We start from the raw sequence: 13,991 nt of genomic DNA on the forward strand, positions 1-13,991 counted from the left end.
GGCTCCGTCGAGACAAAGCCGCATGATGCCACTGCGCCGTCGGGCTGTCGTCACTGGTGAGCCGGCAATCGTGGTCTGCGCTCCACATACCTGATGAGACAGGCTGCACCAGGATGCATCCAATGCACCATGATGATTCATCAATGACAAATGTTAACCATAACCCCACATCTGTCAGCCAGTTGCACCTCAGACTGCCGCGACTCCTGAACAAAAGTGTAAAAAATCTGCAAAATCGTCCGATTGTCAGCTGAAGAGCGTCGCGCAAACGCGATCCTGAGTGCTCTACTGTGCAACTCCATCGGGAAATCACAGACTGACGAGCCCCCAAAACCCCTTGACCTCATACTTCAAGACACTGATTTATCAGTTAAAAAATATAATTTTGCGATATGGCACAAGCTTTGCAATACCTTGTCAGCAGCGCAATGACAAATGGCAGCCATCCAGCTGACAAATGACAGTCATCGCTACTACAGCAAATCCAACAATAGAAATCACAACAATATCGCTGATATCCCATCAGCCCGCCGTACAGGCACTCCCCGCTCAGCGCCAGTTGCCACCTTGGCGCGACAGGGAATTCCCGGTCATCCGTCCGCAGGAGATCCTCCCATGACATTCGATCGTCGCAAGTTCCTGGGTGCCGCACTGGCAACCTCAACCGCTGGACTCGTGATGGGTGCGCCCGCCATCGTGCGCGCGGAATCCAACAAGACCTATCAATGGAAGATGACCAATGCCTACGGTCCTGGCTCGCCCTTCTATGTCGAGGGCCCGGGCAGTCCGACCGATTTCTGCCGCAAGGTGGAGGCCATGTCGGGCGGGCGCATGAAGATCCAGCACTTCGCGGCCGGTGAACTGATTCCGGCCCTGGAGGGCTTCAATGCCGTCGCCAGTGGGGTGGTGGAGATGAACGCCGGCAATGCCTACTTCTGGGCCGGCAAGATTCCCGCCGCCCAGTACTTCACTACCGTGCCCTTCGGCATGAATACCCAGGGCATGAACGCCTGGCTGTACCACGGTGGCGGCCTGGAGCTGTGGCATGAGCTCTACGCTCCCAAGGGGCTGATCGCCTTCCCGATGGGCAATACCGGCGTGCAGATGACCGGCTGGTTCCGCAAGCCGATCAATACGGTCGAGGACTTCAAGGGCCTGAAGATGCGCATCCCCGGACTGGCCGGCAAGGTCTACGCCGAACTGGGCGTGGCCGTGCGTCTTTTGCCCGGCGGAGAGATCTTCCCGGCGCTGGAACGTGGCGTCATCGATGCCGCCGAGTTCGTCGGCCCCTATCAGGATCGCCGTCTGGGGCTGCAGAAGGCCGCCAAGTATTACTACACCACCGGCTGGCACGAGCCGACCAACGTCACCGAGCTGATGATCAACAAGGCGGCCTGGGAGGGCTTGCCGGAAGACCTGCAGGCCATCGTCAAGGCTGCCGCCCAGGCGTGCAACGTCGAGAGCCAGGCCTGGTGCGAATCGGTGAATGCCGAGGCGCTCAATGACCTGGTCGACAACGAAGGCGTCACCGCCCAGCCGCTGCCGGACGCGGTAGTAGCGCGCCTGAAGGAAGTCACCGAGAAGACACTGACCGACATGGCGGCGGCCGATCCGGACACCGCGCGTGTGCACGAGTCCTTCATGGCCTTCCGCGACCAGCACAAGGAATGGGCCGCCGTCAGCGAGAAGACCTTCCTGGCACTCTAGTCACCACGGACCCGACCCGCTCCCTTGCCACACTTGCTTGTCACACCCGCCAGTCACGCGCGCTGACTCATCATCGCGCAGCCCTGCGTCATCGCACGTCCATTCGTGTTGCTCTGTCCCGCCACGGCCTGTCCCGCCGTGGCGCCTGTGAGGTTCTGCCATGCTGAAAATCATCCACTTTCTCGAAGCCATCATCGAGCGGTTGGGCATCATTGCCCGCTACTCGTTGCTGGCGCTCGTGGTGCTGGTAGCAAGTAACGTGTTGCTGCGTTATTTCTTCAGCATCAGCCCCGTGCCACTCCAGGAACTCGAGTGGCACCTGATTTCCCCCATTGCGTTGCTGGGCATTTCCTATGCCCTCAAGCACCGTGCCGACGTCCGCGTCGATGTCTTCTACGACCGCTTCTCCCTCAAGGGGCGTGCGGTGATCGACCTGCTGGGGGCGCTGATGACCATCGCCATCGGCGCCGCCATCGCCTGGTTGGGCCTGAGCTACACCGAGCAGTCCTGGCAGCTGATGGAAGGCTCACCCGACCCCGGCGGCCTGCCCTTCCGCTATCTGTTGAAATCCTTCATCCCGCTGGGCTTTGCCGCCCTGGCCCTGCAGGGCGTCTCGGACTGCCTGCGTGCGCTGCTGGTGCTGTCCGGCAAGCCTGTTACCAGCGACATGGATCGTGAGGTGAGCCCATGAGCCCGAACGAGTGGATCGCGCTGGCCATGATCGGCGGCTTCCTGATCCTGATGCTGATCGGGATTCCGGTGGCGATTTCCCTGGCCGTGGCCGGATTCGTCGCGGGGCTGGCAGGCTTTGGCCCGCTGCTGTTCAGTCTGATGCCGGCCCGACTGTATGGCGTGGTCACCAACTACACCCTGCTGGCGATCCCCTTGTTCGTCTTCATGGGGGTCATGCTAGAGAAATCGCGGGTCGCCGAGGACATGCTCGAGACCATCGGGCGCGCCATGGGCGGCGTCAATGGCGGCATGGGCATCGCGATCATCCTGGTCGGCGTGCTGATGGGCGCCTCCACCGGCATCGTCGGCGCGACGGTGGTCACCGTCGGCATGTTGACGCTGCCGACCCTGCTGCGTCGCGGCTACCACCCGGGCGTGGCCTCGGCCACCATCTGCGCCTCCGGCACCCTGGGGCAGATCATCCCTCCGAGTCTGGTGCTGATCCTGCTCTCGGAAATTCTCGGCGAATCCGTCGGCACCCTGTTTGCCGCCGCCTTCGTGCCGGGGCTGGCCATCGCCGTCATCTATATCGTCTATCTGCTGGTGCTGGGCTGGTGGAAGCCGGGCCTCGTCCCGGCCATCCCGGAAGAGGAGCGCGCCGCTGCCGGTGGCATGAAGGAATTGCTGCGTGATCTGGCGCGTAGCGTGATCCCGCCGCTGATGCTGGTGTTCGCGGTGCTCGGCTCGATTCTGGGTGGCGTGGCCGCTCCCACCGAAGCGGCCTCGATGGGGGCCTTGGGCAGCATGCTGATCGCGCTGCTGGCCCGGCGTCTCAACTTCACCATGCTCAAGGCCTGTCTGCACTCGACCCTGACCATCACCGCCATGGTCTATTTCATCCTGTTGTGCGCGCAGCCCTTCTCGCTGGCCTTCCGCGGCCTTGGCGGCGAGAACATGGTGCATGATCTGTTCAACCTGCTGCCGGGTGGCGAGCTGGGCGCGCTGATCTTCCTGATGGTGATACTGTTCGTGCTCGGCTTTTTCCTCGAGTGGATCGAGATCAGCTATATCGCGCTGCCGATGTTCCTGCCGGTCTTCATCGACTATGGCACCGACATGGTGTGGCTGGGCGTGCTGGTGGCGATGAATCTGCAGATGTCCTTCCTGACGCCGCCCTTTGGCTGGGCGTTGTTCTTCCTCAAGGGCGTCGCTCCCCCCGAAGTCACCACCCGCCATCTGTATCTCGGTGTGCTGCCCTTCGTGGGCCTGCAGGCTGCGGCAGTCGTGCTGCTGTTCTGCTTCCCGGGGCTCGCTACCTGGCTGCCGGAGGCGATCGGTTGGTAAGCCGGCCAGCCATGTACCGGGCGGTTCGGGACACTTGACGAGGGATTCAGCGCAAAGGCCATTGGAAAGGTAATTCAGCAACGCGTAATGTCTTGTGGCCTGCCCACCGGCTCGCCTCCCCTGGAGACAGCACACCCGCCAGCGCTCCAGGGACATGCATCGACTGCCGATGGCGTTCATCGGCAACCTTCATCAGCAATGAACCACCCCGCGCCATACGGGGACGACAAGGAAACACCATGGAACTGTTCTCAGCCTATCCACTGCACTGGATTCTCGGCCTGATCGCCGCACTGATCGTCACCGGCATGATTGCCGGCGTGATGGCCGGCCTGCTGGGGGTCGGCGGCGGCATCGTCATCGTGCCCGTGCTCTTTCACCTCTTCAGCCTGCTGGGCGTCGATGAAGCGGTGCGCATGCACCAGGCCGTCGGCACTTCACTGGCGACCATCATTCCCACCTCGATCATGTCGGCCAGGGCGCATTACGCCAAGGGCAATCTGGACCCGGCGATTCTCAAGCGCCTGCTGCCGGGCGTGATCATCGGCGTCATCATCGGCGGCCTGCTGTCCAACCTGTTCAGCGGTGCGGTACTGATGGGGCTGTTTGCCACCGTGGCCTTCCTGGTCGCGCTCAACATGTTCCGCCGTCAGTCCACCGTGCTGGGCTCTGGCCTGCCGGGCCCGCTGGGCAGCGGCGCACTGGGCACCTTCATCGGTGGCGTCTCGACGCTGATGGGCATCGGCGGCGGCACCCTGAGCGTGCCGACCCTGAGCACCCTGGGCACCCCGATGCACCTGGCCGTCGGCACGGGCGCGGCGCTGGGTCTGGTCATCAGCCTGCCGGGCACCGCCAGCTTCCTGCTCAATGGCATCGGCGAACCGAACCTGCTGCCGGGCTCCATCGGCTACGTCAATCTGCTCGGCTTCGCCGCCATCGTGCCGGCGACCATGCTGTGCGCCCCGATCGGTGCGAAGCTGGCCCACGCGATGGACGCCGCCAAGCTCAAGAAGGTCTTCGCCATCTTCCTGATGTTCACGGCACTGCGCATGTTCTACGACCTGTTCACCGGTAGCTGAGACGCACTGGACGCTCAATAACAACAACGGAATCCTCAGGAGCAAGACGCCATGATTCATACCCGACGTGGTTTTGGCGGCGCCTGCGCCGCGCCCCATCATCTGGCGGCGCAAGCGGGCCGCGATATCCTGCGCGATGGTGGCAACGCCATCGAGGCGATGGTCGCGATGGCAGCAACCATCGCGGTGGTCTACCCCCATATGAACGGCATCGGCGGTGACGGCTTCTGGCTGATCAAGCGCCCGGGACTGGCGCCGCTGGCCATCGATGCCTGTGGCCCGGCGGCAGGGCTTGCCAGCCGCGAGTTCTATGCCGAACACGGCCATGGCTTCGCGGCTGACAGTGAGGGGGCCACTCCTCTGGCCAACGGCAGCAGCATCCCGACCCGCGGGCCGCTGTCGGCATTGACCGTGGCCGGCACCATCGGCGGCTGGCAGGAGGCGCTGGCCTTCTCTGCCGAGACCTCGGCGGATGAGCGCTCGCCCCTGCCGCTCTCGACATTGTTGAGCCATGCCATCCGGCATGCCAATGATGGCGTGGCCGTCAGCGCCAGCCAGAAGGCACTCAGCGAAAAACACCTGGCCGTGCTCTCGCAGCAGCCCGGCTTCGCTGAGCGCTATCTGGGACAGAGCGAGTCAGGTGAGCCGATCGCACTGGAAGAAGGCGCGCGACAGCGTCAGCCGGCGCTGGCCGCAACGCTCTCGCGTCTGGCAGATGCCGGACTCGATGACTTCTATCGTGGTGAACTTGCCACGCGCATGGCACAGGAACTGGAAGCCGCCGGCAGCCCGCTGCGCCTGGCTGACCTAAACGGCTATCGCGCCCAGCGCGTCACGCCGCTGAAGGTTCGCCTGCGTGACAGTGAGGTATACAACCTGCCCGCCCCGACCCAGGGCCTCGCGACGCTGATGATTCTGGGGCTCTACGATGCATTGAGCGCGACGCATGGCATCAGCGAAGCGGACGGCAACACCCCGCGTCACCTGCATGCGCTGATCGAAGCCACCAAGCGCGCCTTCCTGGTACGCGACAGCCTGATTACCTCGCCGGAATGCATCGAGGGGGCGCTCGAGGACAGCCTCGAGGGCAGCATCGCCACGCAACAGGCACAGCTCTCCCCGGAGGCCCTCGCCCGCCAGGCCGAGATGATCGACATGCAGTCCGCGCTGGGCTGGCCACATGAGCCCGCCGAGGGCGACACCATCTGGATGGGCGCGACGGACAGTGACGGCACCACCGTCAGCTTCATCCAGAGCGTCTATTGGGAATTCGGCAGTGGCATGGTGCTGCCCAGCAGCGGCGTGATGTGGCAGAACCGTGGGCTGGCGTTCGACCTGGCGCCGGACAGACTGCGCAGCCTGGCACCGGGCCGCAAGCCCTTCCATACCCTCAATCCATCACTGGCCTGCTTCGATGATGGCCGCGTGATGGCCTTCGGCACCATGGGCGGAGAAGGCCAGCCGCAGACTCAGGCGGCTGTCTTCACGCGCATCGCCCGCCACGGCATGTCATTGCAGGCCGCAATCAGCGCGCCGCGCTGGCTGCTCGGCCGCACCTGGGGCGATGTCAGTACCAGCCTCAAGCTCGAATCGCGCCTCGCGGGTGAGATGGCTCAGACACTCGCGGCCATGGGCCATGAAGTGGAAGTCCTCGATGAGGCCTTCAGCGACACCCTGGGGCACGCCGGTGCCGTGATGCGCCACCCGGATGGGCAGGTCGAGGCGGCCCACGACCCGCGCAGTGATGGTGGCGCGGCACTGACGTGATGCAAACCGGCCAGTGTCATGTCACGAACTGGCCAGCTTCTTGCTTGACTCGATGGGAGATGAAGCCTTTCGTCTGACGACCGCCTCCACCCCGTGCTGAGCATCAATCGCCACACAAGATGACAAGGAGAACTGACCTCTTAGATTTAGACATTCCTTATTCATGAATAATGAAAGATTGAGACACGACCTTCATTTGCCCTCATAACAACGACAGAGCGACTCACCACAATGACAACAGCTGACTTCATGACTCCCCGCCGCCTTGTAGCTGCCATCTCGATCGCCGCCTGTTCACTGGCCTATGGCATTCAGGCCAACGCCGCGGAACACCCGGGAGTGAAGATCTATGCCACCGGCGGCACGATTGCGGGTAGCTCTGCCTCCTCCACGGACACCACCAACTACGAATCCGGCAGCCTGGGGGTGCAAGCGCTGCTGGACGCCGTACCAGAACTGGCCGATGTCGCCGAGGTGACCGGTGAACAGATCGCCAATACCGGCAGCAGCAATATCGATCAGGAAATCCTGCTCAAGCTGTCAAAGGCGATCAATGAAGAGCTCGCGACGGACGCCACCCACGGCGTGGTCATCACCCACGGTACCGACACGCTGGAAGAGACCGGCTTCTTCCTGGATCTCACCGTCGACAGTGACAAGCCGGTGGTAATGGTCGGCGCCATGCGTCCGGCGACTGCCATCAGCGCCGATGGCCCCTTCAACCTGCTGGAGGCGGTCACCCTGGCAGCCGATGAAGGCGCGGAGGGTCGTGGGGCGATGATCGTGCTCAACGACCGCATCGGCTCGGCGTATTACACCACCAAGACCAATGCCATCATGATGGACACCTTCAAGGCGACCGAGCAGGGTTACCTCGGTGCCTTCATCAGCGGCAAGCCGCACTTCTATTACACACCGGCGACACCGACCGACAAGCCTCACTTTGACGTGACATCCCTCGATGGCCTGCCGAAGGTCGATATCATCTACGCCCACCAGGACATGGACCCGGCGCTGTTCACCGCCGCCCTCGACAACGGTGCCAAAGGCATCGTGATCGCCGGCAGCGGCAATGGCTCGATTCCGGAGACCGCCAAGCCGCTGGTCAAGCAGGCCATGGCGGATGGCATCCCGGTCGTGCGCAGCACCCGTACCGGCAATGGTATCGTCAGTGCCAAGGAAGAAGGCATCGGCAGTGGCGCCCTCAATCCTCAGAAGGCGCGCATTCTGCTCTCGCTGGCGCTGACGGAGACCGATGACATGGACAAGGTGCGTGGCTACTTCGAGTGAGCCGGCAGTCACATGACGAAACGTGACTGACTATCAATGCAAAAAGGGACTGCTCAGGCAGTCCCTTTTTGCTGCGACACTCATTTGTCGAGGCGTGGAACGCTATCGCCCCTTCAAGGCGCGTTGCGCTGCGAGGGGCTGCGCGTGAAGGCGCCGGGGCGCTTCTCACCGTCTTCGCTCTCGTGATAACGCCTGGCGGCATTCGCCCACCAGGCAAGTTGTTCGAAGGCGCGCTCGAGATAGCCGCCCCATTCCTGGGCATCCTGATTCTCGGCGTAACCGCCATCTTCATTGAGTACTTCCTGCGCTCGAGGCACGTGAATCATCGCCGAGACCGGCAAGCAGCCCAGCTCCGAAAGGAAGGTGCGCATGTTGACTGCTGCGCGTACCCCGCCCCACTGTCCTGCGGAATAGGTCGCGATCACCGAGGGCTTGTAGGAGTAAAGCGAGCTGCCGAAGTGATTCAGGAGATTGGCCAGCGCCGGACTCATGGAATGGTTGTACTCGGGGCTGACCATCACGTAACCATCCGCCGCTTCGATCTGCTGGGCGAGGTTGAGCAAGACCTGGGGGGCATTGCGCTGCGCATAGGAAAACAGCGGCTTGAAGGGGTCTGCCAGATCGTAATCGAGTGGATCGATCAGCACCGCCTCATGGCCACTTTCCTCGAGCTGTGCGACGCAGCACCTGGCGACCCTTTCCCCAAGACGTGCAGGTGCGGGGGGGGGTGCTGGTACGCACCGACCCCAGAAAGACCAGAATCTTCAGCGCCATTGTTCTCTCCTTGTTGCGAGCCCCATGAAGTGGATTCCTGTGCTCGATATTCACTCTTGCATTGCATCATATCCCGAACTCTGAACACCGATGCACTGCATCGCAAGACACTGCATCGCAAGACACTGCATCAATCTTCATGCTGCGCCTGACGCAGATCATGAATTTGCATTCACAGCCGTGCATGCTCTGCCATTAATTTCCTGCCATGAATTTCTTGCCTGGCGGCTTTACCGCCTTCCCCATTCTTTCCTTGATTGCTGCGCCAGCACCCTTCCAACTCCCGCAGGGGCATGACCTGCTGGCATGAACCATATCACCCTCAGCATCTGCAATTGGCGACTGATACCCCTCTGCGAAGGTGCGTGGCGGAGTCTTTGGTGTTGCGTCAGCAGCCCCGCCATTTCTCATGACAATACCGATCTCGTATCTCATGGGGCCAAGGCCTCAAGGCCACCCACAAGTCAGCCTCAGGCAATGCAGCAAAGCGCACCTTCATCTCTTTTATCCTCATGTTAGCCGCAAATATCGAGATTATCGTGACATGAGGACATCATCCGCCACGCCGGTTTCATTTCGTCGATGCGCTGACAATCATGCTATCTGGGCCATCTTCGCCATAGCCAACTCCGCGTCATGATGCTGCAACAAACATGCACTAAAACTAATTAAGTGTTAGGTTTGCCATCCCAAAAGCATGAGAAAACCAACCAACCTCATGACACGAGGAGACAGAAAGGGAATGCAAGACACTCAGGACGTTGCCGTCATCCAGCAGTTCACCGCTTCTTTCACGCATCAGACCCATCGAGAGACAGTGTCTTTCTTTGGTCGCAATCACCCGCTCTTCCGCCAGGTGCGCACGCTACGTGAAGACCACCACAGCGCCTCGAAGGCCTATCTACAGAAGCACCGTGATCACGATGATGTGATCGACAGCAACAGCCAGCATATCTGCCTGATGGACACCCAGCACGACACCCTACTGGGCAGCATTCGCGTCACCCCCGGGAGTCTCGAGTCGCGCACGCTCTTCGATGACAGCGATGCGGTGTCCATCCCGGAGGGCGCCATCTATGAGTTCAGCCGGCTGGTGATGGCCCCGGCGGCCAAGCGATTTGCCCATGGCAATCTGCTGATGGCTGCTGCGGCACGTCATGTAAGATCCCGAAAAGGCGATGGCATCCTGGCCTTGTGCAAACGCGCCAACATGAAGATCTTCAAGCGTTTCGGCCTGGCACCACTGCACGATGCCACGCTCAGGACTGACAAGAACCTGGGAGACCTCTACATGGTGTATGCCAGCATGGAGACCATCATGCATACGGCGAAACAGCGCTATTCCTCGCCCGAGCAAGCGCCACAGCCAGCGGAACTCTCACCAGACGCTACCTCGCTCTCGCCGGGCCCGGGCCTCGCAAGCCAGCCGCTCTGAACGTAGAACGCTCACCAGCACCGCGTCGCCCGCCAGTCTGTGCGCTGACAGCTCGCGTCTGATCTTGCGCACAATACCCGGGGCCAAGCCGCCTTCCCCCTGATTTGCCATCCCCCTCTTGCAGTCGCTGAGGCTTTGCATCACTATTGAATGATAATGATTATCATAATAATGTAGATTTGCTTAGGACGACGATATCCGGTCACGGGAGGGCCTCATGGACGAATGGAAGCGTGAAACACAGGCAGGCAATGTGATGTTCGAACAGGGCGACTACACCATGGCAGAGCAGCACTATCTCAGCGCCTGCCATTTTGCCGACATCTTTCTGATGCCCTGTGCAGACCCGGATGGCGGCGTCGCGGCACTGGTCGTGAGTTACCAGAATCTGGCGGAGCTTTACCGCGCCCAAGGCCAACACCCGCAAGCGATGCGCTCCCTGCAGGCTGCCCATGCGCGCCTCTCCCATGCGCTCTCCGCCCCGGGTCTGTGCCATGCCCATCAACAGGCCTTGCTGCGCGGCAGCGGCCAGGTACGCATGGAGATCATGAACACCGTGCAATGGCTCGGCGTTACCACGCGACGGACTCACCAGGCGAACCCCGCGGGACACTCCACGACGCGGGTCCATCACTGACTCTCACCCCCACAGGAGATACGGCATGAAGAAAATCCTTACCGCGAGCGGACTGCTGTTGCTGACCGCCGCCAATACGGCCCTGGCCCACCCGGGACATGACCACAGTGACTGGAGCAGCCCGCTCGTTCACACCCTGTTCTATGGCGCCATCGCAGCCGTCATCGGTACCGCGTTCTTCGTCATTCGTCAGTCGCGTCACAAGCGCCAGAACACTCAGCAAAAGGAGGATTGAGCATGATTCACGCCCTGCTTCGCGGCATTGACCGCCTGGTATCAGTCCCTGCGGCTTCCGCGCACTGTGATATTCCCTGCAAGATCTACGACCCGTCTGCTGCGCAGATCGCCGCACTCAGCGTGATTCGCTTCATGGACCTCATCAATGAGCTGGGCCAGAAGGACAGCCTGACGCTGGCAGACCAGGCCTTGTCGGCGCGCCTGGTGGAGCAGAAGGAAAGCCACGCCGAGAAAGCCAAGCATGAGATTCGCATCATCTGGGGCGATTACATCAAGCAACCGCAGCGTGATGCCTATCCCAACATCGATGCGCTGGTCCACAGCATCATGTTGGCTGGTTCTGCCTGCAAACAAGGCATCGAGCGCGACAAGGGAGAGAAGCTGCTGACGCTCATCAACGAGTTCGCCGCGGCGTTCTGGGATACCAAGGGTGTCACGACCTTTACCGCGACCTGCCCGTATCCGCCGTCTGAAACTGTCGTCTATCCGAAGCTGGATTGAGGCAACGACATGACGTGCCAAAGAACTGATGAAGAGTGAATTGATCAAGAGTGAACGGATGCCCATCGGACTCTATCGCGTCAATGGACTCAGCATGTCTCCCGGCCTTGCGCCGGGAGATTATGTCGTGACGCTGAAACGCTGGAAGTCGCGCTATCGCATCGGCGATATCGTGGTGGCACAGCCCCCCCACTTCGGCCGCATCATCAAGCGTATCCGCGCGATACAACCAGACGGCATGCTATGGCTGGAAGGCACCCATCCTGACAGTACCTCGACTGAAAAGATGGGCTTGCTGATGCGCGAGTGGATCCAGGGGCGGGTAATTCGATCCATTTCTCAAAGCACTGTGTGAGACTTTACACGCCACCCTGTAAGACTTCCCCAGCCCGAGTCATGTCTCTGCAGTGGCGCCCCTTCTCTGTCATCCCCCTCACACCACCTTCATCAGCCTCAACGCGTCATGGATCGCCGCATGGGTATTGCGGGTCGCGACGGCGTCGCCGATGCGATAGAGCTGGAAGCTGCCCTCTGCTGCGCGCTCGGTGTGTTCCGGGCTCGGGCCGTCCACCGGTTGGGCGAGGCCTGCGATCAGGGCGTCGTAGTCCACTGCCCCGCCATTGCGTGAGTGAGGCTTGAGTTCGAAGTAGAGATCTTCCATCGGGCGGGCACCGTAGTTGACCACTACCTGATCGACGAGGCGCTGATCCGCGTAGGCACCGGTGCCCTTGCCTTGTGCCACGGCGTCATCCAGATAATCACTGCCGATATGAGCGATCAGCTGGCCATCCTCACTGCGCGTGACACTGCCGAGGCGATAGGTCGGCGTGAAGGTGACGGCGAGACGTTGCAGGCTGCGCATGTAGGGCACCAGGTTCATGGCCATGATTTCCGGCGCGAAGGTGCGGTCTGGCGTCATCATCTCGAGCCTGGCACCGGAGTTGGCGATCATCTCGGCGGCCTGTAGCGCAGCGTGGTCTCCCGCATCATCGAACAGCAGCACGTTGCGGCCAGGCGTGACATGGCCCGAGAGCATGTCCCAGCTGGAGACGACCAGCTCACTGCCGACCTGCGGCATGTCTTCCTCGGGATAGCCACCGGTGGCCACGATGACGACATCGGGTTGCTCCGCCAGCACATCCTCGGCCTCGGCGAAGACGTTGTAGCGCATCTCGACGCCGAGCGCCTCACAGCGACTGATGCGCCAATCGATGATGCCGATCATCTCGCGTCGCCGCTCGCTCTGGGCGGTGAGGCGAATCTGGCCACCCGGCTGGTCCGCCGCTTCCAGCACCACCACCTGATGCCCGCGCTCACCGGCGACGCGTGCGGCCTCGAGGCCTGCCGGGCCCGCGCCGATGATCACGACCTTCCTGGTGACCTCGGCAGGCGTGATGTCATGCGGTTGCTCCAGCTCCCGCCCGGTCGCAGCGTTATGGATACAGTAGGCGGAGCCGCCCTGATAGATGCGATCCAGACAATAGTTGGCCCCGACACAGGGGCGGATGGTCTCCTCCTGCCCGGCCATCAGCTTGCGCACGATGTGCGGGTCCGCCATGTGGGCGCGCGTCATACCGACCATGTCGACCTTGCCAGTGGCGATGGCGTGACGCGCGGTGGCGATGTCCTGAATCTTGGCACCGTGGAAGGTCGGAAAATCCATCGCCTCGCGAATCTGTCCGGCGAAGTCGAGATGCGGCGCACTGGCCATGCCCTGGATCGGGATGACATCGGTGAGGCCCGCATCGGTATCGATATGGCCGCGCACCACATTGAGAAAATCGACCTGACCGCTATCGCGCAGCAGACGCGAGACTTCCAGGCCATCGCTGGCATCCAGCCCGCCACTCAGACACTCATCTCCCGTGTAGCGCACGCCGACGATGAACTCGTTGCCCACCCGTGCGCGAATGGCGCTCAACACTTCCATGGTGAAGCGCAGTCGATTCTCGAGACTGCCGCCATAAGGGCCCTCAAGGGTATTGGTGAGCGGCGACCAGAACTGGTCCATCAGATGGCCATAGGCCTGCAGTTCGATACCGTCGAGACCGGCTGCCTGCATGCGCTCGGCGGCGTCGGCGTAGTCCTGGATCAGTCGTGCGATATCCCAGTCCTCGACCCGCTTGGGGAAGGCGCGGTGCGCCGCCTCACGACGATGGGATGCCGAAACCGCCGGCAGCCAGTCGGCCTTGTCCCAGCGCGTACGGCGCCCCAGATGGGTGAGCTGGATCATCACCGCGGTGCCGTGCTCGTGACAGGCATCGGTCAGCTCGCTGAGCCACGGCACCACCTCATCGCGATACGCCAGGATGTTGTTGAACACCGGCGGGCTGTCCTTGGAGACCGAGGCAGAGCCCGCCGTCATGGTCAGGGCGATGCCGGCGCGCGCACGCTCCTCGTGATAGGCGCGGTAACGCGCCTTGGGCATGCCATCTTCCGGATAGGCAGGCTCGTGGGAGGTCATCATCAAGCGATTCTTGAGGGTCAGATGCTTGAGCGTGAACGGCGTGAGCAGCGGGTCCTGAGCCATGTGGCCTCCTGATGAGCA

Annotated in this window: 12 protein-coding genes and 1 pseudogene; 11 read left to right on the top strand and 2 right to left on the bottom strand. The window is 61.8% G+C overall.

The features are described from left to right. Positions 1 to 615: 615 nt before the first annotated feature. From ACJJV2_RS08850 to ACJJV2_RS08875, 6 genes are all read left to right on the top strand, one after another. Entirely contained in the window at positions 616 to 1,707 is a 1,092-nt protein-coding gene (locus tag ACJJV2_RS08850) for a TRAP transporter substrate-binding protein (protein ID WP_405280099.1), read from the top strand. A gap of 160 nt (positions 1,708 to 1,867) precedes the next feature. Then, positions 1,868 to 2,398, top strand: a complete 531-nt coding sequence (locus ACJJV2_RS08855) for a TRAP transporter small permease subunit (RefSeq protein ID WP_405280102.1) — start codon at positions 1,868 to 1,870, stop codon at positions 2,396 to 2,398. Beyond that, complete coding sequence (locus tag ACJJV2_RS08860) at positions 2,395 to 3,723, top strand: TRAP transporter large permease subunit (RefSeq protein WP_405280105.1); 1,329 nt, start codon at positions 2,395 to 2,397, stop codon at positions 3,721 to 3,723. Before ACJJV2_RS08855 ends, ACJJV2_RS08860 begins: the two co-directional genes overlap by 4 nt. 239 nt (positions 3,724 to 3,962) lie before the next feature. Beyond that, positions 3,963 to 4,802, top strand: a complete 840-nt coding sequence (locus ACJJV2_RS08865; protein ID WP_043332700.1) for a sulfite exporter TauE/SafE family protein — start codon at positions 3,963 to 3,965, stop codon at positions 4,800 to 4,802. A gap of 51 nt (positions 4,803 to 4,853) precedes the next feature. Next, entirely contained in the window at positions 4,854 to 6,569 is a 1,716-nt protein-coding gene (locus tag ACJJV2_RS08870; protein ID WP_405280108.1) for a gamma-glutamyltransferase family protein, read from the top strand. 249 nt (positions 6,570 to 6,818) lie between these two features. Next, a complete protein-coding gene (locus ACJJV2_RS08875) occupies positions 6,819 to 7,859 on the top strand; it encodes a type II asparaginase (RefSeq protein ID WP_405280111.1) in 1,041 nt (346 codons plus the stop codon). Between the two features lie 113 nt (positions 7,860 to 7,972). Here ACJJV2_RS08875 and ACJJV2_RS08880 read toward each other — a convergent pair. Beyond that, positions 7,973 to 8,515, bottom strand: a pseudogene (locus ACJJV2_RS08880) (NADPH-dependent FMN reductase); the annotation flags it as partial. 860 nt (positions 8,516 to 9,375) lie between these two features. Here ACJJV2_RS08880 and ACJJV2_RS08885 point away from each other — a divergent pair. The 5 genes from ACJJV2_RS08885 (at position 9,376) to ACJJV2_RS08905 (ending at position 11,798) form a co-directional block, all read left to right on the top strand. Beyond that, positions 9,376 to 10,068, top strand: coding sequence for a hypothetical protein (locus tag ACJJV2_RS08885; protein ID WP_405280114.1), 693 nt, complete (start codon positions 9,376 to 9,378; stop codon positions 10,066 to 10,068). 217 nt (positions 10,069 to 10,285) lie between these two features. Next, positions 10,286 to 10,705 (top strand): hypothetical protein, encoded by a 420-nt coding sequence (locus tag ACJJV2_RS08890; protein ID WP_405280117.1) that lies wholly within the window; start codon positions 10,286 to 10,288, stop codon positions 10,703 to 10,705. Between the two features lie 25 nt (positions 10,706 to 10,730). Next, complete coding sequence (locus ACJJV2_RS08895) at positions 10,731 to 10,940, top strand: hypothetical protein (protein ID WP_192838218.1); 210 nt, start codon at positions 10,731 to 10,733, stop codon at positions 10,938 to 10,940. A 2-nt stretch (positions 10,941 to 10,942) separates the two neighbouring features. After that, positions 10,943 to 11,443 carry a superoxide dismutase, Ni gene (gene sodN / locus ACJJV2_RS08900; protein ID WP_405280121.1) on the top strand — a complete coding sequence of 167 codons (501 nt, stop codon included), beginning with the start codon at positions 10,943 to 10,945 and terminating at the stop codon, positions 11,441 to 11,443. A 28-nt stretch (positions 11,444 to 11,471) separates the two neighbouring features. Then, a complete protein-coding gene (locus ACJJV2_RS08905) occupies positions 11,472 to 11,798 on the top strand; it encodes a S26 family signal peptidase (RefSeq protein ID WP_405280124.1) in 327 nt (108 codons plus the stop codon). A gap of 78 nt (positions 11,799 to 11,876) precedes the next feature. Here ACJJV2_RS08905 and ACJJV2_RS08910 read toward each other — a convergent pair whose 3' ends face one another. Next, positions 11,877 to 13,973: an FAD-dependent oxidoreductase gene (locus ACJJV2_RS08910; RefSeq protein WP_405280127.1), complete on the bottom strand. Its 2,097-nt coding sequence runs from the start codon at positions 13,971 to 13,973 to the stop codon at positions 11,877 to 11,879. Positions 13,974 to 13,991: the final 18 nt, after the last annotated feature.

It is taken from the genome of Cobetia sp. Ld8, assembly GCF_045066615.1.
GTDB classification, from domain to species: Bacteria; Pseudomonadota; Gammaproteobacteria; order Pseudomonadales; family Halomonadaceae; genus Cobetia; species Cobetia amphilecti.

What these genes read in the sequence shown, in the direction of transcription:
- ACJJV2_RS08850 (WP_405280099.1), top strand. Translation starts at nt 616, where the DNA reads ATGACATTCGATCGTCGCAAGTTCCTGGGTGCCGCACTGGCAACCTCA.
- ACJJV2_RS08855 (WP_405280102.1), top strand. Translation starts at nt 1,868, where the DNA reads ATGCTGAAAATCATCCACTTTCTCGAAGCCATCATCGAGCGGTTGGGC.
- ACJJV2_RS08860 (WP_405280105.1), top strand. Translation starts at nt 2,395, where the DNA reads ATGAGCCCGAACGAGTGGATCGCGCTGGCCATGATCGGCGGCTTCCTG.
- ACJJV2_RS08865 (WP_043332700.1), top strand. Translation starts at nt 3,963, where the DNA reads ATGGAACTGTTCTCAGCCTATCCACTGCACTGGATTCTCGGCCTGATC.
- ACJJV2_RS08870 (WP_405280108.1), top strand. Translation starts at nt 4,854, where the DNA reads ATGATTCATACCCGACGTGGTTTTGGCGGCGCCTGCGCCGCGCCCCAT.
- ACJJV2_RS08875 (WP_405280111.1), top strand. Translation starts at nt 6,819, where the DNA reads ATGACTCCCCGCCGCCTTGTAGCTGCCATCTCGATCGCCGCCTGTTCA.
- ACJJV2_RS08885 (WP_405280114.1), top strand. Translation starts at nt 9,376, where the DNA reads ATGCAAGACACTCAGGACGTTGCCGTCATCCAGCAGTTCACCGCTTCT.
- ACJJV2_RS08890 (WP_405280117.1), top strand. Translation starts at nt 10,286, where the DNA reads ATGGACGAATGGAAGCGTGAAACACAGGCAGGCAATGTGATGTTCGAA.
- ACJJV2_RS08895 (WP_192838218.1), top strand. Translation starts at nt 10,731, where the DNA reads ATGAAGAAAATCCTTACCGCGAGCGGACTGCTGTTGCTGACCGCCGCC.
- sodN (WP_405280121.1), top strand. Translation starts at nt 10,943, where the DNA reads ATGATTCACGCCCTGCTTCGCGGCATTGACCGCCTGGTATCAGTCCCT.
- ACJJV2_RS08905 (WP_405280124.1), top strand. Translation starts at nt 11,472, where the DNA reads ATGAAGAGTGAATTGATCAAGAGTGAACGGATGCCCATCGGACTCTAT.
- ACJJV2_RS08910 (WP_405280127.1), bottom strand. Translation starts at nt 13,973, where the DNA reads ATGGCTCAGGACCCGCTGCTCACGCCGTTCACGCTCAAGCATCTGACC.